Source organism: Glaciimonas sp. GNP009 (genome assembly GCF_054343755.1).
Window position 1 is genome coordinate 549,543 of sequence record NZ_JBTGUV010000004.1, and the last position, 21,527, is coordinate 571,069.

Sequence of the window (21,527 nt, forward strand, 5' to 3'; positions counted from 1 at the left end):
TCAGTATCGACACCACCAGCCCGTATATTTCAATAAAGTAACTCCCTTAAATTGCCATTGACTTGTGTCGGAACGCGCACTAAAACTCAATACGCAACGCCCTGCACTTCAAAGAAGTGTTGTCCGTAAGCAGTGCGTTGTTTACTTAAGGAGATCACAATGAGCAGCCAGGAAAACAAGCAATTAGTGATGCGAGGCTATCAGTTATTCAAAAATAATGACATCAACGGATTACTCGAACTGTATACCGATGACATCGAATGGAAAGGAGCCGATTCTGAATATGTTCCGTTCTTTGGCACTTATAAGGGTAAGAATCAGGTAGCACAATTTTTCACTAAAATGGATCAGGCACAGGAAGCCATTCAGTTTGAACCACAAGCTTTTATCGCTGAAAATGACAAAGTCATCGTGACAGGCCAATCCATATGGTTAGTAAAATCAACTGGTCAACGATATGAAAATCCTTGGGTCCATATCTTTACACTTCGGGATGGAAAAGTGGCCAAATTCCAGCAATATAATGATACGGCCGCGGTAGAGGCCGCTTATAGACCGTCACAGACTTCTACGCAGCAAAAGAAAACACAAAACATCACTAAACACAATTAGTGTGACTTAAAAAACACCGGTCAACAATGTCATAAAGATTGGTATGCGCCAAGACGCAATCGGCATGACGGTAATATCAAGCGAGGCACCCAAGCCGCGGCTTTGTGACTGGGCCAGTCTTCCGGCTTAGGTGTAGCGTTAATATTTTGCTGCTTGATGATAACTACCGACTTATCGGCGTGGTCCGAAGATTTAGACCGCGCCACTCAAAGCTACGGCGTCAGCGCCAGCCGCAATCCGAATCGGACACGATGGATCATTAGCCGCACGCCACACCGCTTCAGCTACATCAGAAGCTAGAGTAACCTCAGTGGATTGCTGCCATCCGGCGAAGACACTTTGCGCCAAATCTGCATAAGCCTCAGGGATGCCATACTGTATCCGAGGCTGTGCATTTTGACCGAAGCGAGTCTCGGGTGCGCGTCCCGGCAAGACCAGATTGACTCGCACATTAAATTGCTGAAGTTCCAGCGCAAGAGATTCGGTGTACGCGTTGATCGCGGCTTTGCTCGCGGTGTACACGGAGAGCAAAGGGAGCGCCCTCAATGTCACACTTGAAGTGACGTTCACGATGACGCCAGCCTTGTTTTGCCTAAACTGGGGCATCACAGCTTGGGTCATTGCTATTGTGCCAAGCGTATTGGTTTCGAATATCTCGCGGGCTGTTTCCATCGAGGTACCTTCAGCAGCGCCCAGCATGCCGATCCCGGCGTTGTTGACCAGAACATCGATCGGCCCCGCGGCCTCTACTGCCTGACGGACGCTTTCGGGATCAGTGATATCGAGGCCAATTACCCGAAGATGCTCAGAACGCGGCAAAACGTCCGCGCGCGGCGTGCGCATGGTGGCGATGACCTTCCAATCGCGATCCAGAAAGTATTGGGCGGTGGCGAGGCCGAAACCGGATGAACATCCGGTAATGAGGACGGTTTTCATAAGAACTCCTGTAATGGGTTAGCAGAGACTAGACTATATCGCTCCGAAACAAGACTTGCTATAATCGATAGTCCACATTTCATTTGCAAGAGTCCAATCATGACCGATCCACTCACGGAAGTTGTCACACTACTACAACCGCAAGCGGCATTCTCAAAAGTCGTCAGCGGCGCAGGCCCTTGGCGTGTGCGCCGCTCGGAAGACGGTCAACCCTTCTACAGCGTGATCCTCAACGGTTCATGCCACCTCGCAGTCGACGGACACGCGATGATTAACCTTGAGGAAGGTGACTTTGTTCTGATTCCAGCGGCGTACGGCTTCACTATGTCCAGCCTCGATCCGACGACAACGGACGACCTCAATACCGTGCCTGTCGCGCTGCTCCATGGCGAGTTCAGACTTGGCGCTCAAAGCGGGCCGCCCGACGTTTTATTGCTGGTGGGTCACTGCGCGTTTGGCTCGCCGGACGCGGCCTTGCTGGTGTCGCTCCTCCCACAACTCGTGCACGTTCGCGGCGAGAAGAGGCTGGCCACTATCGTGCAGCTTGTCAGTGACGAATCGCGCGCGCAACGTCCCGGGCGCGATGTCATCCTTACCCGCCTTTTGGAGGTTCTTCTCATCGAAGCCCTTCGATCCACGGCTGGGACTGCAGCGTCACCGGGCCTCTTGCGCGGGCTTGCCGACGAGCGCCTCGCTATCGCAATACGACGAATGCACGAAAACATGACGCAGTCCTGGACGGTCGGACAATTGGCGAAAGAGGCCGCCCTCTCCCGCTCGGCATTCTTCGAGCGGTTCAGCCGCGCAATGGGCGTCGCCCCGATGGAGTATCTGCTCCGTTGGCGCATGGCTATGGCGAAGAAGCTGCTGCGGCAAAAAGAGACCGGCGTCGCCGAAGTTGCCGAACGCGTCGGCTACGGTTCCGCAAGCGCGTTCAGCGTTGCATTCACCCGCCATGTCGGCTTGCCGCCTACCCGTTACGCGCGCGAGAAAATGGCAGCGTAACAAGCATAACGCGGGCGTTTTTTCTTTTTCTAAGACGTCACCAGATTGCGCAGTTCATCCATTCTCAAGCAACGATGAACAACGCAGAATACTAAAGCCCCGCAGCCAACTCCCGCGTAAGATCGGCGGCCGATATTTCCTTGCAACCACTGGCATTCTGCCCAGACCATAAGGTTGAAAAATCACTGCTTCCCTGACTTTCAGCCTTAGCACGCAAAGGAGCGATTGCAGCAGTGGCAAGCGGGAACGCAGGCGGTGCGGTGCTGATGGGGCCGAGCTCCGTCATGAGCCGGTTAATGATGCCGCGTGCAGGTCGCCCGCTAAAAAGATTGGTGAGCGCGGTATGACGCGCAGCCACGCTTTTGAGTGCAGCCCGATGTAACGCGCTGGTAGTGGCTTCGGGACATAGCATGTACGCTGTACCAATTTGCACCCCCGCAGCGCCAAGTGCCATCGCAGCGGCAACACCTTTGGCATCCACAATACCACCGGCCGCAATGACGGGAACCTTCACTGCACGCACGATTTGCGGCAACAAAGCGAACGTACCGATCTGTGTATTGAGGTCATCCGATAAAAACATCCCGCGATGACCACCCGCTTCAAGACCTTGTGCAATGATGGCATCGGCTCCGTGCGCCTCAAGCCAAAGCGCCTCCTCAACAGTCGTCGCCGAAGACAGTATTCTGCCGCCCCAGGACCGCACCCGTGCCAGCAATTCGGCCGAGGGCAAACCAAAATGAAAGCTCACAACAGCGGGCTTGAATTCGCTCAATACGTCGGCAGCTTCGGCACTGAAGGGCAACCGTCCCGGGCCGGCCTGAATAGCATTCGGGTCAAGTCCAAGCTCTTGGTAATAAGAAGAAAGCGTCGCCCTCCACAGCGCCTCTCTCTCCGCAATCGGCGCGGTGGGCGTATGGCAAAAGAAGTTTACATTGTATGGCTTGGTGGTTTGCGCCCGGATCTCTGTCAGTTCCTTGCGTAGCGCGTCGGGGCTTAACATGGCGCACGGGAGCGAACCCAAACCGCCTGCATTGGATACGGCAATCGTTAGTTTGTGATCTTGCACTCCCGCCATTGGCGCCTGGATTATTGGTAGCGTGACCCCCAATAGCGTTTGTAAGGTTCCCATCTTCTCTCCGATATTGTTCTAATGCGTTTGTTAGCGTGCGCTGTACACGATGTTTGATATTAGTTTAGCGTAAAGCAATGCCACCTCAATCCAGCGCGTTCATGACTTTAATGACCACAATTTTCATGTTGGATCATGCCTTGATCCAAAACGTATTGCAACATCGACATATCGCGATTTAACATCCCTGATGCAATCGACTCCGCTCCTAATTCTTAGCTAATTATTTTTCGTTAAGCTGCTTCTCTAATAAGTTAAGGAAAGCAAGGTATTCACGATGATGCTAGGCCGCGCCAAGAAAAAAATCCATTCAAACTTGATTTTATTGCTAGTAATAGCACCCATTGTGTTCAATTTGGGAGGCTGTGCCAGTTATCAAGCATTGCCGTTAAACGATCAGTCCAGTTTACTCACGCATCTCCCTGCGCTGAACATTGACGCTAAACAGCTGTCCTTGCCGGAATTGGCCACGCACTCTTTTGCGTCAACGCCTGACGGCCTGGATATGACCGACGTTGCGATATTAGCTGTACTTAACAACCCCGATCTTAAGTTAGCACGCAATGATGCCCATATTGCGCACGCCCAGGCCTTTTCCGCTTCCTTATTACCTAACCCTCAGCTAGCGATGTCGGGTGATTTTATGCGCAATCCTATATCGGGCTCGACGCCGGCTTACGGTATCGGGCCTACCTATGATTTCGGCGCGCTTTTGACCCATTCGGCATTGCGCAAAGCGGCCGATGCCGACGCGAGTAAAACGGATTTGAGTCTGCTATGGCAAGAGTGGCAAGTGATTGCACAAGCCCGCATGCTGTTTATTAAGCTGACACAGGGTCAGAAGTTGATGCATATATTACAACAGCAACGGGATGATTTTGCGCAACGCTCACAACGGTATCAGCTGGCCTTGCAGCGTGGTTTGATCACTATCGAGACGGCGACCATCGCATTGACCTCGCTGCAGGATGTCCAGCGTCAAATCAACGAGGGACAACGCCAACAGAACCAAGCCAGACACGATTTAAATGCGTTGCTGGGATTGGCTCCCGATGTGCCGGTGCCATTGCAGGGCTCCGCGCAGCTACCGCCTCTGGACCGTGCTCAGATAGCTGCCACCTTGCCCCATCTGGCGCAACGCCGCCCTGATCTGATTGCGCTGAAGTATGGATACGCTGCGCAGGACCAACGTTATCGGGCAGCGATTATCGCGCAGTTTCCATCGCTGGTAATCGGGTTGACGCGATCACGCGACAACAGCAACGTCTCATCGCAAGGTTTCAATATTTCTGTATCACTCCCCATTTTCAATCAAAACCAGGGAAATATCGTGATCGAACAGTCGACCCGGCAAAAGCTGCATGATGAATATCAACAGCGCATCAATGTTGCTAACAGCGATATCGACCGAATTTTGACCGAGCAGACGATCAATACGCAACAAATGTGCGAAATAAACAGCACTCTGCAACAACTGTCGGCGCAACGAAAAAAGGTTCAGGGGGCATTGGCAGCGGGTAACGTCGATGCGTTGGTGCTCTCCAATATTGATACTGCGTGGCTGGCCAAACAAACCGAGCAAGTCACTTTAGAGCAAGCCATGCTGGAGCAACGCGTCGCTTTGCAAACGCTGATTGGTGGCGAATTGCCTACCCGGTTGCCGCCCGAACTCCAAGAAAGTCGTAAACCATGAAAAAGAAAATAATCTACGCGTCGGTCGCGAGCACGCTCTTTTTGATAGCAGGATTGACCTACGTTATCTATAGCAGCCGCTCGCCAGCTAATGCAGCGGATGCAGAAACACCCATCTCGGCGCAGGTGGTGACGCAGCCACTTAAGCAAGGCATGTTGACTAGTATGCTAAGCGCCTACGGCGACGTTACACCGGAACATACGGTTGCTGTCAGTAGCGCTTATCCAGTTCAAATTACGAAATTATTTGTCGTGCAGGGACAAAGTGTCAGCAAAGGTACGCCATTGGCGGTAGTGCAGAGTGATCCGTCAGCTGTCTTGAGCTATCAACAAGCGCAGAGCGCCAACACTCTGGCGCAGGCCGAATTAAAGCGCACCAAAGAACTACTGGGATTGCAAATGGCAACGCAATCACAACTGGATACGGCGCAAAAAAATTGGCAAGATACGCAAGCAACTTTGATGGCCCAACAAAAACTTGGAGGCGGCAATCCCAGCAACACGTTGTTGGCGCCCAGCAGTGGTGTGGTGTTGACGTTAACCGCAGCACAGGGTGATCGTCTGGCGGCAGGCGCATCGATGATGCAATTTGGCAATACTGATAGTCTGAAAGTATTGCTAGGGATTGATCCTTCCCATCGCGCAACAATCCATAAAGGTAGCCGTGTAACGCTGGCACCGTTATCGAATCCAGCCCAAACCGAACAGGCCAGCGTGAGCGAGATACAAAATCTGCTCGATCCTAAGACCCAACTGATTAACGTTGTGGTGACGTTGAGCGATACCGCTGCTAAACGATTTATTCCAGGTATGCGTGTTCATGCCGAGATTGCTACGGGACAGCAACAGGTGTATGAAGTGCCGCGTCAGGCGGTGCTCAGCGACGATCAGGGTAGCTATTTGTTTCAGGTCAAACAAGGTAAAGCGGTGCGAGTTGAGGTCCGTAATTTGATCGATAACGGCGCAACGCTGGGCGTAAGCGGAAACCTCGACCCTGCTGCACCGTTAGTGGTGTTGGGAAACTATGAATTAAAAAATCAGATGCTGGTGCGGGAGACCAAGCCATGATCGGTCTCTGGACACAAAATCATCGTCGATCGATCTTATTTTTACTTGCTATTCTGGCGTTGGGTGGAATGCTGGCTGCATTCAAGCTGCCGATTTCACTATTCCCTACTGTCGATTTTCCGCGCGTCGTGATTTCACTTGATGCGGGCGATCAGCCACCTGAACAAATGGAGATGTTGGTGACACGGCCCGTCGAAGAAGCCGTGCGGCGGGTGCCAGGTGTGCGCACCGTACGCTCTACGACGGCGCGTGGCACGGCGGAAGTATCCATCAATTTTGATTGGGGTTTAGACATGGCGTCGGCGACATTACAAGTCAACGCTGCCACTGCACAAATCATGTCGCAACTACCGGCTGGAACGGTCATGCAAACGCGGCGCATGGATCCGACGGTATTTCCTATCATTGCTTACAGCCTGACCTCCAAAACAATCTCACCTACGCAATTGCGTGACCTTGCCGAATATCAGTTAAGACCTTTGCTCACTGGTGTAAATGGCGTGGCGCAGGTGCAAGCCACCGGCGGTGCAATGGAGGAATACCATGTCAATATTGACCCGCAAAAATTACTTGCGCGCGGTCTGTCACAGGATGATGTATCACGCGCTCTGGCCTCGAACAATGTCATCAATGTCGTCGGTCGGCTAGAAGATCACTATAAATTATTTCTGGTGATGGCTGATTCCAGACTTGTCAACATAGAGCAAATAGGTCAAACGATTGTTTCCAGCGGCAGCAACGGTGTCGTGAGAGTTGCTGATGTCGCGGACATCCGTCATGCAGCCGTTCCCCAATGGATACGGGTAACTGCAGACGGCAAGGATGCAGTATTGTTGTCGGTGTATCAGCAGCCCGGCAGCAACAGCGTGCAAATTGCCAACGATATCAAGAGCAAGCTGGCAGACTATAAATTGCCAGCGGGCGTCCACCTGGCTAATTGGTATGACCAAAGTGAATTGGTTACCGCTTCCGCCACCAGCGTACGAGATGCCATCCTGATTGGCATCGGGCTGGCGGCAATGGTGTTGTTTATCTTCCTGCGTAACGTCAAGATTACGCTTATCGCCATTATCGTCGTGCCAGCCGTATTAGCCACCACTGTCGTCCTGTTATGGCTATTAGACATGAGCTTTAACATCATGACGCTCGGTGGCATGGCGGCGGCGGTTGGCCTGATCATTGATGATGCGATCGTCATGATCGAGCATATCGTGCGTCGCTTGCATGCGAAGGCCAACCTTCCCGATAGTATAGAAAAAACGGTCACGGACGCAGCGCTAGAGTTTTTCAGGCCTTTGTTAGGTTCCAGTGCATCCACACTGGTCATTTTTATACCGCTGGCATTTTTAAGCGGCGTCACTGGTGCTTTTTTTAAAGCCTTATCATTGACCATGGCTGCGGGATTATTTATTTCGTTTCTCATTACATGGTTGGCGGTGCCAATATTAGCAGCCCATTTTCTAAGCGAAAAAGATATCAATCAGGAGCACGACGGTCGCCTTACTTTATGGATACATAAAAAATACGAACGCCTGATGATGCGGTTACTCAACCGACCAGCGTTAATATTGCTGCTGATACTGCCTTTAATCGGAATCGGTTTTCTCGGCTACCAGCATGTTGGCTCAGGCTTTATGCCAGCCATGGATGAAGGCGGCTTTGTGCTCGATTATTATAGCGAACCGGGCACCGCCGTGACGGAGACGGACCGACTTGTCCGTCAAGTCGAAACCATCATCCAGGCCAATCCAAATGTACTCACCTATTCTCGTCGCACCGGAACTGGTTTAGGCGGTGGCTTGGGTGAACCTAATCATGGTGATTTTTTTGTAAAATTGAAGAGTGGTCAGCGACAGCCAGTTGACCTGGTAATGGATCAGGTACGAACCCACGTAGAACATGAAGTACCGGGTCTACATATAGAAATGGCGCAGTTGATGGAGGACTTGATCGGCGACTTAACCGCAGTTCCGCAACCGGTAGAAATTAAAATATTTTCCGCCAATCCCAAAAATTTAAGTGACATTGCAAAAAAAATCGCTGCACGTATCAGCAAGATCAATGGGTTAGTGGACGTCAAAAATGGCATCAATCCATCTGGTGATGCGCTACGCGTTCACGTCGATCCAGCAAAGGCGATCCAGGAAGGTCTTGATCCCGCAGCCGTCTCCAAGATGTTATCCGATAGCCTGAGCGGCAACGTCGCTACGCAGATGTTATCCGGTGTGAAAGCCGTCGGGGTACGGGTCTGGCTGCCGCAAAGTCTACGCAATAACGACAAGGATTTGCGCTTACTCACAGTCCGTGCGCCGGATGGTCATCTGGTACCGTTAGAAAAAATTGCCACCATCACGCCATTGACCGGACAAGCAGAAATCAGCCGTGAAAACCTGAAGCCGATGATCGCCGTGACCGGACGTATTAGCGGACGTGACCTGGGCTCGGTGATCGCTGATGTCAAGCTTGCGCTGGCGAAACCCGGCCTGTTTCCGCAAGGTGCTTATTTTGAATTGGGCGGTTTATACGAGCAGCAGCGAATTGCATTTCAAGGGTTGATGACTGTATTTGCTGCTGCATCGGTGTTGGTATTTTTGCTGCTGCTCTTTATGTACGAAAGTTTTCGACTTGCCGGGGTAATTCTCTTTACGTCGCTGACATCGGTTTCTGCCGTGTTTGTCGGTTTATCGTTAACTGGCATTGACCTGAATATCTCTGCAATGATGGGTATGACAATGATCATCGGGATTGTCACGGAGGTAGCAATTTTCTACTTTTCTGAACAGCAAGAGTTGCTTGATGCGGAACCGCCATTGACCTGGCACAGCGCATTAATACAAGCTGGTAAAAATCGCATGCGCCCCATCGTGATGACCACCATAACGGCCATTCTAACCTTGTTGCCGCTGGCCTTCGCATTAGGAAAAGGATCTGAAATGCAACAGCCGTTAGCCATCGCCATTATTTCAGGATTAATCGTGCAATTGCCGCTGGTGCTCTTGGTGATGCCGGTTTTATATAGCGTCATTGGCCGTAAAAAATGACGCCGCATGCTGCACCCCGCCATCAAACTACACGTGAGGGCTAGCGCGCCTGAGCCATCGGCGATAAAGAAAAAAAATGGCGCACCGAAATACGCCATAAACCTTAAGCAACACCAATTTAGAAAGCTGCAGGGCGCCATTTAAGCAAGCGCTTTTCCACACGAAGCAAAAGATAATCTGCCGCCAGTGCAACCACTGCCAATACGATCATCGCAGCAAATACGCCACTGGCATTGAATGCGCCCTGAGCGGTGGAGATTAACAAACCAATTCCCTGCTTGGAGCCAAGGAACTCGCCCACCACAGCCCCGACCAACGCAAAACCAAAACTGACATGCAGACTCGCCAGAATCCAGCTAAGTGCAGATGGGATCACAACCGACATCGTCACCTGACGGGACGAGGCACCTAAAATCTGTGCATTAGCAATCATATAACGGTCCGCTTCCCTCACACCCTGGAAGGCATTTGCAAATACGACGAAGAACACCATGACGACCGCCAACGCCACCTTGGAAGCCATACCCAAACCTAAAGAAATCACAAAAATTGATCCCAGTACTACCCGGGGAATTGAATTTGCAATTTGAATATAGATGCTAAACACATCGGACAATAGTTTGTTACGTCCCAACAGAATGCCGCAAATTACGCCAGCTACTGCACCGATCAAAAAACCCAATACTGTTTCTTCCAAGGTCACCAACACCTGCACCCATAAAGGACCCTGTGATGTTCCTTCCACTATCCAGTCATAAATCTGGATGACGATCAATGACGGTTGCGAGAAGAAAAACGGGTCTATCCAATGTAACGTTGCGCCCAACTCCCAGCCACCGAGCACAATGACTAGTATGGCGATCCGTAAAGAAATTACCAACCAATAGCGCATCTTTATTTTTCGCTTGGCCGCTTGTTCGACAATCGCCAGGCTGGCCACGCTTAGCTGATCGAGTGAATGTGCTTGAGTCATTTCAATACCTTGTAAATAATTGCTACTTGTAACGATCAATGACCGCCAAAGAAAAAGGGAAATGCTGATGGCTGCTCCTCTTTATGGCTCTTGACTATCGGTTCGGATATAAGATTTAAAAATGACAATCAGTATTCCGGCCATAAGGCGCAGCATTGACATAAAATCAGGCGAAAATCAGATCAGAAGTTCGCATCAGCTAATATTTACTTCTTCCCTTAAATCGGACCATATCTTGCGTGAAATATCGATAAAGCGCTGTTCATAGCGGACCTCTGACATCACGCGAGGACGTGGCAAATCGATTGCGTAGACACTCTTCAATGTTGCTGGACGCGCAGTCAACACGTAGACCTTATCGGCCAGGGCAATTGCCTCTTCCAGATCATGCGTAACAAAAACAACCGACCCAGACTGAGAGGACCAAAGTTGCAGCAACTCATCCTGCATTAAGGTTCTGGTCTGCATGTCCAGCGCGCTAAAAGGCTCGTCCATTAATAGAATTTCCGGGCTATTAATAAACGTTTGTGCCAGCGCAACGCGCTTTCGCATACCGCCGGAAAGTTGGTGCGGATAATGATTACTGAACTTATTGAGTCCAACTCTCCGTATCCATTCTTCGGCCAGCGCGTAAGCTGCTTCTTTTGGCTTACCGCGGAACAACGGCCCCGCGGCCACATTGTGTAGCACGCTGCGCCATGGGAACACCGCGTCGCTCTGGAATACAAAACCGATGCGAGGATCGATACCCGTCACGCGTTCGCCCATGATCCTCACCTCGCCAACCGTCGGTTTCAGAAGCCCCGTGATTAAGCTCAGCGTCGTGGACTTGCCGCAACCCGTAGGACCGACGATCGCACAAAACTCGCCACGGGCAACACTCATGCTAAAGTCGCGCAACGCCACCGTCGCCTTGCCATCCGGCGAAATAAAGCGGCAAGAGACATTTCGGATGTCAATCGCCGGGGTGTCGCGCGTCAACGTCTCTGCCGCTTGCACCAGTACCGGAGCAGGTGCATTTGAGGATAAATTCATTTCCATTTCTTTCGTTTAAGGCAGGTTGTGTGCACGTGAAAAAGGTGACGGCCCTCACCCTCTGCCACCGTGACCTATTTTTCTACGCTCGGCTTCACCAGCATTGACAGGCTCGCAGGTAATAAAAAGCGCGGACAAAAATGGTAATCTGATCTTCAACCAGAAAACATCACGATCATGGCGTGCTTGCGAGTAAGCTGGATGCATCCGAGATGCTCCCCATTGGCGTGATGCTCCCGGTGACTATTTATTTGCTTGGTGGGATAAATTCATTGGTATAGGTCTTAGATAAATCGATGTGTTTACCTTTGACGTTCGGATTAAATCCCGAGAGCACTTGCAGCACGGTTTCGGGGCCGCCAACAGGCATCCGACCATCCGCTGAAAACATCGGCAGCGAATTTTGCATGGCTTGCAAATAGACTGCCTTATCCTTGCCTTGATAATCCTTCGGCATCTTGCTGGCGATCTCCGCAGCATCATGTGTTTTGATGTATTTAAGCGTTTTACTAAACGCGCGGGCTAATTTGGTTGCTTCTGCTTTATGCGTATTCAGCCATGAGCGCTGGACGTATAAACTTGAAGCTGGGTAAAGACCGCCAAGCGCTTTTACGGTTCCCTCCACCGTACGCATATCCACCAGTACAGATGCTTCGCCGGTTTTCAGCAACTGAGAAATCGTTGGTTCAGTGGTCATGCCGGCATCAATCCTGCCCTGCTTGATAGCAGCAATAAAAGTATTGTCAGCACCAACCGGCAGCACAGAATATTGATTAGAGCTAATGCCCTGTTTTGCGGCCAGATATTGGGTAAGGAAGTTGGTTGACGAGCCCAATCCAGTGACGCCCAGTGTTTTGCCCTTCACGTCGGCCATGCTCTTAATGGTTCCTGCTGATTTGGTCGCAACCATTTCAGCTTCGCCCGGCACCTGACCAAACACGACGATGGCGGTTACTTCTTTCCCCTTGCTTTGCAGGTCGATTGAGTGATCATAAAATCCCACAACAGCCTGCACTGCGCCTGCCAATAGCTCGTTTTCTGCATCGACTCCGGCTGGTTGCGATTGCAATTCAACATCCAGTCCCTCGTCCTTAAAATAACCTAACTGCTCGGTCAGTTTTGCGGGCAAATAGATCATCTTGGTAATGCCGCCAACCATGATAATTATTTTGGACGACTCGGCCGCCATCACCGTAGTCGGCAGCGCCAGTGTCACACTTGCCGACATCAGCACTACTGCTGTTGAAATTTTTGTCAAATACATCGCGCCGCTAACAAACTTACGCATTATTATGTCTCCATTATTTTTGGGATTAGATCTACCGCAAATTATATAATCGCTGTGATCTTCCTTTATTAGACTTCTTTCAGAAGCAAACGTATTCTAGGTGTCCTAAACTTTCATCCAGCTTACCAATTCCACGTTTTTTATTTTGCAGTGCAGCAAAAAAAATTAAAATAGGACACAGTTCCATGAAACTCCTGCTAATCGAAGATAACCCGCCTTTAGCGCTATGGCTAACCAAAATACTCAGAGAAGAAAAATTCACCATTGACGTAGCCGTCGACGGCGTCGAGGCAGATCAGGTGCTGCAAAATGAAAACTATGATGCTGTGCTACTCGATCTGATGCTACCTAAAATGACGGGAAAAAACGTACTACGTCGATTACGCGAACGCCATAACAACGTGCCGGTGATGATTTTGACAGCAAGCGGTTCAATCGACGAGAAGGTCGATTGTCTTGGTATCGGTGCCGATGATTATCTAGTTAAGCCATTTGAAATACGCGAACTGGTGGCGCGGATTAAGGCGCTTATTCGACGGCAAAGCCCGGACAAATCAACGGAAATACACTGTGGTAATTTGATATACAACAGCAACACGCGTCAATTTTCAATTAACGATAAAAATCTTCTACTACCGGCGCGCGAGCATGATGTGCTGGAAATTTTAATGCTCAAACAAGGGAAAACAGTGTCTAAGAATGCGCTGGTCAATGGCATTTTTTCACTAGCAGACGATCCTAGCCCAGATGCAATAGAAATCTATGTGCATCGATTACGCAAAAAGTTGGAAAATTCTCAGGCCAGCATCATGACGTTGCGGGGATTAGGTTACTTACTTAAAAAGAATGATGATAATTAGTCTACGTTTTCGTCTATTGCTGTGGCTACTTATTCCACTGGCGATATTCATCATCCTGAGTGCAAGTTTGTCTTACCGCAGTGCTCAGCAGACGGCCGACCTGATCCAGGACCGAGCATTGCTGACGTCGGCCCAGGTGATCGCCAGCGATATTGTTTGGCTCGATGGGATACCCCAAGTGAGCGTCGACCCGGCAGCCCTTGAGTTATTTTCTTCACCCCAACAGGATCATGTCTACTATCAGGTTATTACCAATCAAGGTTTGCTCATGGCAGGCCATCCGGATTTACCAGGGCCGGTCGATTTTAACGGCACCGGTCCGCAATTTAGCACGCAGCAATATGACCAGCAAACCATTCGCGTTGCCACGCAAATTCGCCCATTGTATGACGCTGGCACCCAACTAAATGTTGCGGTTCGGGTTGCTCAAACGATGCAAGGCCACGACCTGATGGTAGCCGACTTGTGGCGGCCGTCTTTGCATCGTCAGATCACGATGTTAATTCTGGCTATCGCACTAGTGGTAGTCGGCCTGACCATTGAACTGCGCCCGATTATGCGGTTGAAAGACGACCTCGCGGGCCGTGACCCCATGTCTTTGTCACCGATCAAAGTCGCACAACTCCAAGGAGAGTTGCGTCCCATTGCCACCGCCTTTAACCAGTACATCCAACGCCATAATACTCAGGTTGCCGCCCAAAGACGTTTTATTGCAGATGCCGCGCATCAACTTCGTACACCATTGACATTGATCGATTCTCAAATCCAGTTCGCTCGCAAGATAACCGATCCGGCCCGTCGTAGCGAAGTGCTGGAAGCGATGCAGGAAAGCAGTCGCAGCATGGGGGCTCTTACGGATAAACTACTTTTGTTATCGCAAGCAGAAAGCGCCGCTAGCCACGCTGTGCTGCGACAACCGGTTGATTTGGTAAAACTCATCACCGCAGTGCTGGAAGATATCGTACCGTTAGCGCAACGGAAAAATATTGATCTTGGCATGGAAAGTCAATGTGCGGAAGTACATGTGGTCGGCAACGAAGCGCTGTTCTCCGCGATGATCATGAATTTGGTGGATAACGCCATCCGCTATACACCGCAGAATGGTAAGGTCACCGTCACCGTCGGCGTCAGCCCCCCCGCAACGACGCATACGGCAATAAAAACACCAATGGCACAATTGGTCGTGGCGGATAACGGCCCCGGCATTCCTGCCGAAATACGCGACCGCGTATTTGAACGATTTTATCGCAATGCAGCGCCCGGACAACAAGGTACAGGACTTGGGCTAGCCATCGTTAAAGAGATTGTGCTGGCAGCGCACGGCGCAGTCACGCTTGAGACAGGACTAATGAATAAAGGGTTGGCAGTACTGGTGCAATTGCCACTTGGAACGCCTCAAACACTGCGTTGAGATCCGTTTTGCAAAAGAGTTATCTTCAGGAAAAAAATACTTTTCACACATACCACGCCCCTCTTCCAGAATGTCTGCCAGACAGATAGTCCGCCATTGCCGAATACCACACAACACGGCGCCGTTTATAAAAAGAGAATCACCGATACGTGTTGCAATCGCGCACAAACCACCATAAAACGCAGGTTTCGAAAGCTAGAAGAAAGCTTGGCGCTTTTATACTCGGCATCGCGATGTATTGATATTGAGCGACTCAAGAGACCTACTTGAGAGATCAATTTAAATCATCTGCAAAACAAGCAAAAAAAACTTTAGCCATCAGGAGACAATTTTGAAAAAAACAGTATTTGCACTAGCTGCCCTAGCCGCACTAGGATGTTCTGGCACTGTACTTGCACAGTCCAATGTCACTATTTATGGTTTGATTGACGCCACCATCAGCACCACCAATAACGCCGATAGCAAAGGCGATCGCCTGACGCAAATTCCCGTCGCATGGTTCAGTGGGAACCGTATCGGATTTAGAGGTCAGGAAGACTTGGGCAGTGGCCTCAAAGCACTATTTAAATTAGAGGCAGAATATGTTGTCGGTACCGGTGCAATGGATACCCCTGGTGTCTTGTTCAACCGCGACGCTTGGGTCGGTATGCAAAGTGACGCCTTGGGCCGCATAACGCTCGGTCGTCAAAATACACTTGCACGTGATTTTGCTCAAGTTTATGGGGACGCATACGGCTCCGACAAACTTGGCCTGGAAGAAGGGGGCTTCACCAATAATAATAACTTCAAGCAAATGATTTTTTATGCAGGTAGCGCAACCGGAACGCGCTACGATAATGGCCTCGTGTGGAAAAAGGTATTCGACAATGGACTCGTCGCAGGCTTAGGCTATCAATTTGGCGTAGTGGCGGGATCATTCGCGAACAACAGCACAAAATCTGTCGCACTCGGATACAACGGCAGCAATTTTGTATTGTCCAGTTTTTACAATGAAGCCACTGTCGGCAACTCACTTGACCGCTCAACGGAACAACACAAATCGTATTCCCTCGGTGGCAGTTATTTCGTGAATAGCCTAATTCGCTTGAATACCGGTTACTTCCATTACACGGCAGAACAAGGCGCACTGGGAAAGCGTAAGGATGATGCTTACACCGTATCTGCCAAGTTGACACCACAAGGCCCGTTCGACTATGAAGTCGGCTACCAGTCAATGAAGGCTCACAACGCTGCCTATAATGTGTCAGGGACAGGTACCTTAAACGCCTATTCCAACGCAAGCTTTTCTACTACGGCAGGAAGCGGGAAAAAATCTACCGTCTTCGGCTCCGCTTTCTATCATTTGTCCAAGCGCACTGAATTGTACTTAGCTGCGGATTACATGAAGCTCACAGATGGCTATCGGGTGGCCTCTGCAAATGGGTTCAAAAATCAAACTGAACTCGCTGTCGGTATGCGTACCCGTTTCTAATTCATACAACGATGTAGTCAACATTATCGATGTCTGATATGCCTGTTCGATGCGGCAAAACCCTGCCGCATCGAACCTGCTTAAGCGTCTAAAACCCGGCAAGTTGACGTGAACAGACTAAAAGTGCGTTCCGATAATAATCTTTAATACCCATCGATCTGCAATCTGCATCAGACCGCGCCCTCCTCCCGCGTTGATATCTATACCACCCATCTCTTGATCCAACATTGCATAGTATGTTTTGCAATTTTTGCTGAGCGCCTGAGGGTCTGTCACCGATTCCACTTCATTGGATATCTCATTCAACTTGCGCCAGTTCTTGTTCTTCTGATTTTTTTCGATTCGCTGTGCGATCAACAGGATCGACTTCTTCCTTAAGAAAAAAGCCGCGATGTCCTGTTGATAACCTATTTACTTGCGTTGACGCGTACGCAAAGTTAATCCCATCAGTACCAAACCGGTCAGCAATAGCGGATAGGTTTCTGGTTCCGGCACAGCAGTTGGCGTCACTGAAACATTATCTAGCGTAGCGTCAATGGAATTGCCGTTCGCAATATTTGCATCAGCGAAATTGATAACCGTTTCGTTTGAGATTGCTGTGAAGTCAAATGCGTACGCGGTCATTAACTGCGCGAGGCTTCCAGTACCATATGCGGTGTATTGCGAAGTGAAGATCGATGGTCCCGATATATCATTTACGCTTACGTTCAAATTTTGAGGTCTCCCACCTCCAGTGATTGCTCCATAATCAAAACTTAGCGCATACGTTTGTCCAGCTACCGTAATGAGATCTTGTTTGATCGACCCGCCAGCCATATCGCCGGCACCAAATAAAGCGACGTTTCCGTTAGGATAGTTAGCATCGGTCCAGCCATACTGCGCATAAACATTCCCAGAGGTTACCTTTACATTTCCATTGAAATTCCAACCAGATTGCCCATTTTCGAAACCGCCGTTAGTAACCAGTTGTGCCGTAGCGTTCGCACTTCCTGCTGCTGCAAGTAGCACCAGCGCAGAAATTTTTATCAAAAGACCCGTTTTCATCGCATTCCTCTAAAAAATATAAATCGTCATGTAATTGCTCATGGTGCTTCGACGGCTATTAGGCATTTTTCGTGCCAAGAACTTTTAGCTATAAAAAACAATGTGTTACAAGGCAAACTAATTTTTTATAAACATAACTGTAAAAAAAGTCGACAAATAGCGAGAGACTATTGACGAACGGCTTCTTGATCCCAACGACCAATGAATCTTTAACGGCAGCTTTCGTCCGTCGGCTTTACCTATCGATCCGATTGAAAATATTACGTATGTAAATTGGGATCAACGGTCTACACTCCCTCAGGTACCAAACTGCTAATAAACTCAGGAGAAAACCTTGTCAACTGAACCACAATGCCCTTTCACGAGCGGTCCCAGCAAATCCCCAATGGCTGGCGCTAGAACAAACGCTGACTGGTGGCCAAATCAACTGAACCTCAAGACTCTGCATCACAATTCGCCCGTCTCCGACCCGATGGGCAAGGCGTTCAATTACGCTGAGGAATTCAAAAGTCTCGACCTGAAGGCGGTGGTCAACGACCTGCATGCGTTGATGACAGACTCACAAGACTGGTGGCCTGCGGATTACGGTCACTACGGACCGCTCTTTGTCCGTATGGCGTGGCACAGCGCAGGCACATACCGCATCGCCGATGGTCGTGGCGGCTCTGGCTTTGGCACGCAGCGATTTGCGCCCCTCAATAGTTGGCCGGATAACGCCAGCCTCGACAAAGCACGACGTTTGCTGTGGCCGATCAAGCAAAAGTATGGCAAAAAAATCTCATGGGCCGACCTGATAGTTCTCACGGGAAATGTCGCCATGGAGTCGATGGGATTCAAGACCTTCGGTTTCGCCGGTGGGCGCGAGGACGTATGGGAACCACAAGAAGACATTAATTGGGGTTCTGAAGATACGTGGCTTGGCGACAAACGTTATAGCGGCGACCGCGAACTCGAACAGCCTCTTGGTGCGGTGCAGATGGGCCTGATTTACGTCAACCCGCAAGGGCCAAATGGCAACCCCGACCCACTCTTGGCCGCACGCGATATCCGCGAAACATTCGCCCGCATGGCCATGAATGACGAAGAAACAGTCGCGCTCTGCGCGGGCGGTCACACCTTCGGCAAATGCCATGGCGCAGCGTCAGAGGACCACGTCGGCCGCGAACCCGAAGGCGCCGAAATCGAAGAGCAAGGCTTAGGCTGGAAAAATTCCTTCGGTAGCGGCAAAGGCGTCGACACGTTCACCAGCGGTCTCGAAGGCGCATGGACTGCCACACCAACTACGTGGGACAACAGCTACTTTGACACTCTGTTCGGTTATGAATGGGAGCTGACCAAGAGCCCCGCCGGTGCCCACCAGTGGACTCCCAAGAATGGTGCGGGAGCCGGGACTGTACCGGATGCCCACGATTCAACGAAGCGGAATGCGCCATTTATGTTGACCACCGACCTCTCGTTGCGGATCGACCCTGCCTATGAAAAGATTTCTCGCCGCTTTCACCAGAATCCACAAGAATTCGCAGAAGTGTTTGCCAAGGCCTGGTACAAGCTGACCCATCGCGATATGGGCCCGGTCGCGCGTTACCTTGGTGCGCTTGTTCCGAAGGGACAGTTGCTGTGGCAAGACCCGCTTCCGTCAGTCGATCATGAATTGGTCGGTGAGCAGGACATTGCGGCACTGAAAGCTGCCGTCCTCGCATCAGGACTGTCCATCTCTCAACTGGTCACGACTGCCTGGGCGTCGGCGGCAACGTTCCGCGGAAGTGACAAGCGCGGCGGTGCCAACGGTGCGCGCATTCGCCTTGCGCCGCAGAAGGACTGGGAGGTGAATCAACCGGTTGAATTGGCCAAGGTGCTTCAGGCCCTGGAAGTAATCCAGAAGAATTTCAATGGCGCGCAATCGGGCGGCAAAAAGATTTCTCTCGCGGATTTAATCGTTTTGGGCGGCAGCGCTGCCGTTGAGGCAGCGGCAAAAAAGGGCGGCCACGACATCACGGTTCCCTTCTCGCCAGGGCGCACAGATGCTTCACAAGAGCAGACCGATGCGCACTCATTCGCGCCACTGGAACCAGTAGCAGATGGGTTTCGCAACTACCTCCGCAAGGGACTTGAAGGATCAGCGGCTGAACTACTGGTGGATCGGGCTAACTTGATGACGCTCAGTGCTCCCGAGATGACAGTACTGATCGGTGGCATGCGCGCGTTGAATACAAACTTCGGACAAACCAAGCACGGGGTGTTGACCAAACAGTCCGAAACATTGACCAATGATTTCTTCGTGAACTTGCTCGACATGAGCACGAAGTGGCAGAAGTCAACTACGTCTGAAGGCGTATTGGAAGGGCTTGATCGGGCAACAGGCGAACCCAAATGGACAGGTACGGTGGCTGATCTCGTGTTCGGCTCCAACTCCCAACTGCGCGCTATCGCCGAAGTGTATGCCAGCAGCGACGCGCAGCAAGCAATGGTGCATGACTTTGTTGCAGCCTGGACTAAGGTGATGAACCTGGATCGTTACGATCTTGCTTGATTGCAGATAAAAGTCCTGCGATTTCACTGACTAATCGCGCGATAGTTGGCTATGCAGCTATGATTAAAAAGCCCCGAAATTCGGGGCTTTTTTTGTGCGGTGGGAACAGAAAATTATACCGACTGTCGCTGAAAGAAGAGTAAAAGGACTCAACCGGTTGTGCTGAATCCTTTCATCTAAATTGCAAATTGCAATCGACTATACTTTACGACGACGGACAAATACTAAACCTGCTAACGCAACACCAAAAAGTGCGATCGAGCCTGGCTCGGGAACAGCGGTTCTTTCAGTGCCAAGCCACGAAACTATATTGTTAGCGAACGCTGCATCGTCTGCGCCGCTAGTACCGTCTGCACCAATAGAACCATTCTGCCAGTTAGTATCACCAATGAACAGAAGCTGTCCAAGGCCAACGTTATAAACGGCCGCCATACCATTTGCCGTTAGCAACGTCGGGCTCGCTTTCGTTGGATCGACAGCTGACCAGGTATTGAACTTTATATTTGTGACACCGGCCACCAATGCGTTGCTCCCTATAGTTGCATAAGTTCCGTTATCACCGCCGGTATGGATATCTGCAGCGCCAAATAATCCCAGAATGGAGGCTGTCGACACTGACCACGGCCCAGAATCAGAACGATCAGTCACATACACGGCACGCCCACCAGAGTTCAAAAAACTGAGCAGGTTGCTTTGTTCCGTGCCATTTAAAACATTTGTACCGCCATTCATCCATAGCCCAGTCGCAGAACTCACAGCGCTTGCACTGTTGAAATCTGTTAAAGCAACCGTGTCACCAGCTGCTGCAAAAAGGGCGTCAAAGCCCGAACCACCACCGAGGCCACCAAAACCACCAACACCCGAGCGATATCCAATAACGGATGCGCTGGCAGTGCCAACTAGCAGGACACTCATTAACGCCGCAGCTCCGAGTACTTCAAGCGTTCTTTTCAAAAAAATTTTCACTTTTCATTCCCTCAAAATATAAACTCAACTCCGAATAAATCCACGTCTTATCTTATTCAACGAGGATATTGGCTTCACATGCCGATATTCAGAAAAATAGGAAGAACTATGCCAAAACTCTGAGTACGGAGCGTTTTTTGGGTGATTCTCTTTAAGAATCATCTACTTATCTATAACCTCTACATCAGCGCGATTGAGATGTCTGGACAAGCCTGACGCCGAATGTAAAAAATTCCGACACGTTGTTCGTAGCGCCCTGCACGCCCTTCCCCGCTAAGTGATTGATCAATATATCAATGTCTTTAATCACCAGAACTGTCGATGACGCGCAACTAAGACGAATCCAAATACAACACGTCGTCATTTTTGCGAGATAAACACAGGATTGATTAAAGTCATGCCATCAAAATATAAGACATCGCAGCCAAAGCTTTACCGAAATTGTCAGGCCTTATAAAGACGC

General features: G+C 50.3%; 16 protein-coding genes. 9 read left to right on the forward strand and 7 right to left on the reverse strand.

Annotation, left to right across the window (positions count from 1 at the left end):
• Positions 1-159 precede the first annotated feature (159 nt).
• Positions 160-612, forward strand: coding sequence for a nuclear transport factor 2 family protein (locus tag ACXX82_RS03555; protein WP_322232253.1), 453 nt, complete (start codon positions 160-162; stop codon positions 610-612).
• A gap of 192 nt (positions 613-804) precedes the next feature.
• Here the strand turns inward: ACXX82_RS03555 and ACXX82_RS03560 are convergent, their stop codons facing one another.
• Positions 805-1,548: an SDR family oxidoreductase gene (locus ACXX82_RS03560; protein WP_322232254.1), complete on the reverse strand. Its 744-nt coding sequence runs from the start codon at positions 1,546-1,548 to the stop codon at positions 805-807.
• A 99-nt stretch (positions 1,549-1,647) separates the two neighbouring features.
• Between ACXX82_RS03560 and ACXX82_RS03565 the strand changes: the two genes are divergently transcribed.
• Complete coding sequence (locus tag ACXX82_RS03565; protein ID WP_322232255.1) at positions 1,648-2,553, forward strand: AraC family transcriptional regulator; 906 nt, start codon at positions 1,648-1,650, stop codon at positions 2,551-2,553.
• 91 nt (positions 2,554-2,644) lie between these two features.
• Here ACXX82_RS03565 and ACXX82_RS03570 read toward each other — a convergent pair whose 3' ends face one another.
• Positions 2,645-3,685 (reverse strand): NAD(P)H-dependent flavin oxidoreductase, encoded by a 1,041-nt coding sequence (locus ACXX82_RS03570; RefSeq protein WP_458562434.1) that lies wholly within the window; start codon positions 3,683-3,685, stop codon positions 2,645-2,647.
• A gap of 277 nt (positions 3,686-3,962) precedes the next feature.
• Between ACXX82_RS03570 and ACXX82_RS03575 the strand changes: the two genes are divergently transcribed.
• Genes ACXX82_RS03575 through ACXX82_RS03585 form a run of 3 tightly spaced genes read left to right on the forward strand, consistent with a single transcriptional unit; the run spans position 3,963 to position 9,486 of the window.
• The gene (locus tag ACXX82_RS03575; protein ID WP_458562435.1) at positions 3,963-5,378 is read left to right on the forward strand and encodes a TolC family protein; all 1,416 of its coding nucleotides are present in this window, start codon (positions 3,963-3,965) and stop codon (positions 5,376-5,378) included.
• A complete protein-coding gene (locus tag ACXX82_RS03580) occupies positions 5,375-6,445 on the forward strand; it encodes an efflux RND transporter periplasmic adaptor subunit (RefSeq protein WP_458562436.1) in 1,071 nt (356 codons plus the stop codon). The genes ACXX82_RS03575 and ACXX82_RS03580 overlap by 4 nt, the downstream gene beginning before the upstream one ends.
• Positions 6,442-9,486, forward strand: a complete 3,045-nt coding sequence (locus ACXX82_RS03585) for an efflux RND transporter permease subunit (protein ID WP_322232259.1) — start codon at positions 6,442-6,444, stop codon at positions 9,484-9,486. The genes ACXX82_RS03580 and ACXX82_RS03585 overlap by 4 nt, the downstream gene beginning before the upstream one ends.
• A 118-nt stretch (positions 9,487-9,604) precedes the next feature.
• Here ACXX82_RS03585 and ACXX82_RS03590 read toward each other — a convergent pair whose 3' ends face one another.
• The 3 genes from ACXX82_RS03590 to ACXX82_RS03600 all read right to left on the reverse strand — a co-directional run bounded on the left by ACXX82_RS03590 (position 9,605) and on the right by ACXX82_RS03600 (position 12,722).
• Positions 9,605-10,459: an ABC transporter permease gene (locus tag ACXX82_RS03590; RefSeq protein WP_322232260.1), complete on the reverse strand. Its 855-nt coding sequence runs from the start codon at positions 10,457-10,459 to the stop codon at positions 9,605-9,607.
• Positions 10,460-10,654: 195 nt separating this feature from the next.
• Positions 10,655-11,494, reverse strand: coding sequence for an ABC transporter ATP-binding protein (locus ACXX82_RS03595; RefSeq protein WP_416186768.1), 840 nt, complete (start codon positions 11,492-11,494; stop codon positions 10,655-10,657).
• A gap of 247 nt (positions 11,495-11,741) precedes the next feature.
• On the reverse strand, positions 11,742-12,722 hold the full coding sequence (locus ACXX82_RS03600) for an ABC transporter substrate-binding protein (protein ID WP_322240126.1): 981 nt from the start codon (positions 12,720-12,722) through the stop codon (positions 11,742-11,744).
• A 245-nt stretch (positions 12,723-12,967) separates the two neighbouring features.
• Here ACXX82_RS03600 and ACXX82_RS03605 point away from each other — a divergent pair, with 245 nt between their 5' ends.
• The 3 genes from ACXX82_RS03605 to ACXX82_RS03615 all read left to right on the forward strand — a co-directional run bounded on the left by ACXX82_RS03605 (position 12,968) and on the right by ACXX82_RS03615 (position 16,524).
• Complete coding sequence (locus tag ACXX82_RS03605; protein ID WP_322232262.1) at positions 12,968-13,642, forward strand: response regulator; 675 nt, start codon at positions 12,968-12,970, stop codon at positions 13,640-13,642.
• Positions 13,629-15,053 carry a sensor histidine kinase gene (locus ACXX82_RS03610; protein ID WP_323507412.1) on the forward strand — a complete coding sequence of 475 codons (1,425 nt, stop codon included), beginning with the start codon at positions 13,629-13,631 and terminating at the stop codon, positions 15,051-15,053. Before ACXX82_RS03605 ends, ACXX82_RS03610 begins: the two co-directional genes overlap by 14 nt.
• 331 nt (positions 15,054-15,384) lie before the next feature.
• Entirely contained in the window at positions 15,385-16,524 is a 1,140-nt protein-coding gene (locus ACXX82_RS03615) for a porin (RefSeq protein ID WP_458562437.1), read from the forward strand.
• 411 nt (positions 16,525-16,935) lie between these two features.
• Here the strand turns inward: ACXX82_RS03615 and ACXX82_RS03620 are convergent, their stop codons facing one another.
• Positions 16,936-17,568 (reverse strand): DUF642 domain-containing protein, encoded by a 633-nt coding sequence (locus ACXX82_RS03620; protein WP_323507291.1) that lies wholly within the window; start codon positions 17,566-17,568, stop codon positions 16,936-16,938.
• Positions 17,569-17,902: 334 nt separating this feature from the next.
• Between ACXX82_RS03620 and katG the strand changes: the two genes are divergently transcribed.
• Positions 17,903-20,098: a catalase/peroxidase HPI gene (katG, locus tag ACXX82_RS03625; RefSeq protein ID WP_322232266.1), complete on the forward strand. Its 2,196-nt coding sequence runs from the start codon at positions 17,903-17,905 to the stop codon at positions 20,096-20,098.
• Between the two features lie 198 nt (positions 20,099-20,296).
• Here the strand turns inward: katG and ACXX82_RS03630 are convergent, their stop codons facing one another.
• Positions 20,297-21,064, reverse strand: coding sequence for a PEP-CTERM sorting domain-containing protein (locus tag ACXX82_RS03630; protein WP_322232267.1), 768 nt, complete (start codon positions 21,062-21,064; stop codon positions 20,297-20,299).
• Positions 21,065-21,527: the final 463 nt, after the last annotated feature.

Excerpts from the sequence above, each read along its gene's own strand:
- ACXX82_RS03555 (WP_322232253.1), top strand. The coding sequence starts at position 160 with ATGAGCAGCCAGGAAAACAAGCAATTAGTGATGCGAGGCTATCAGTTA.
- ACXX82_RS03560 (WP_322232254.1), bottom strand. The coding sequence starts at position 1,548 with ATGAAAACCGTCCTCATTACCGGATGTTCATCCGGTTTCGGCCTCGCC.
- ACXX82_RS03565 (WP_322232255.1), top strand. The coding sequence starts at position 1,648 with ATGACCGATCCACTCACGGAAGTTGTCACACTACTACAACCGCAAGCG.
- ACXX82_RS03570 (WP_458562434.1), bottom strand. The coding sequence starts at position 3,685 with ATGGGAACCTTACAAACGCTATTGGGGGTCACGCTACCAATAATCCAG.
- ACXX82_RS03575 (WP_458562435.1), top strand. The coding sequence starts at position 3,963 with ATGATGCTAGGCCGCGCCAAGAAAAAAATCCATTCAAACTTGATTTTA.
- ACXX82_RS03580 (WP_458562436.1), top strand. The coding sequence starts at position 5,375 with ATGAAAAAGAAAATAATCTACGCGTCGGTCGCGAGCACGCTCTTTTTG.
- ACXX82_RS03585 (WP_322232259.1), top strand. The coding sequence starts at position 6,442 with ATGATCGGTCTCTGGACACAAAATCATCGTCGATCGATCTTATTTTTA.
- ACXX82_RS03590 (WP_322232260.1), bottom strand. The coding sequence starts at position 10,459 with ATGACTCAAGCACATTCACTCGATCAGCTAAGCGTGGCCAGCCTGGCG.
- ACXX82_RS03595 (WP_416186768.1), bottom strand. The coding sequence starts at position 11,494 with ATGAATTTATCCTCAAATGCACCTGCTCCGGTACTGGTGCAAGCGGCA.
- ACXX82_RS03600 (WP_322240126.1), bottom strand. The coding sequence starts at position 12,722 with ATGTCGGCAAGTGTGACACTGGCGCTGCCGACTACGGTGATGGCGGCC.
- ACXX82_RS03605 (WP_322232262.1), top strand. The coding sequence starts at position 12,968 with ATGAAACTCCTGCTAATCGAAGATAACCCGCCTTTAGCGCTATGGCTA.
- ACXX82_RS03610 (WP_323507412.1), top strand. The coding sequence starts at position 13,629 with ATGATGATAATTAGTCTACGTTTTCGTCTATTGCTGTGGCTACTTATT.
- ACXX82_RS03620 (WP_323507291.1), bottom strand. The coding sequence starts at position 17,568 with ATGAAAACGGGTCTTTTGATAAAAATTTCTGCGCTGGTGCTACTTGCA.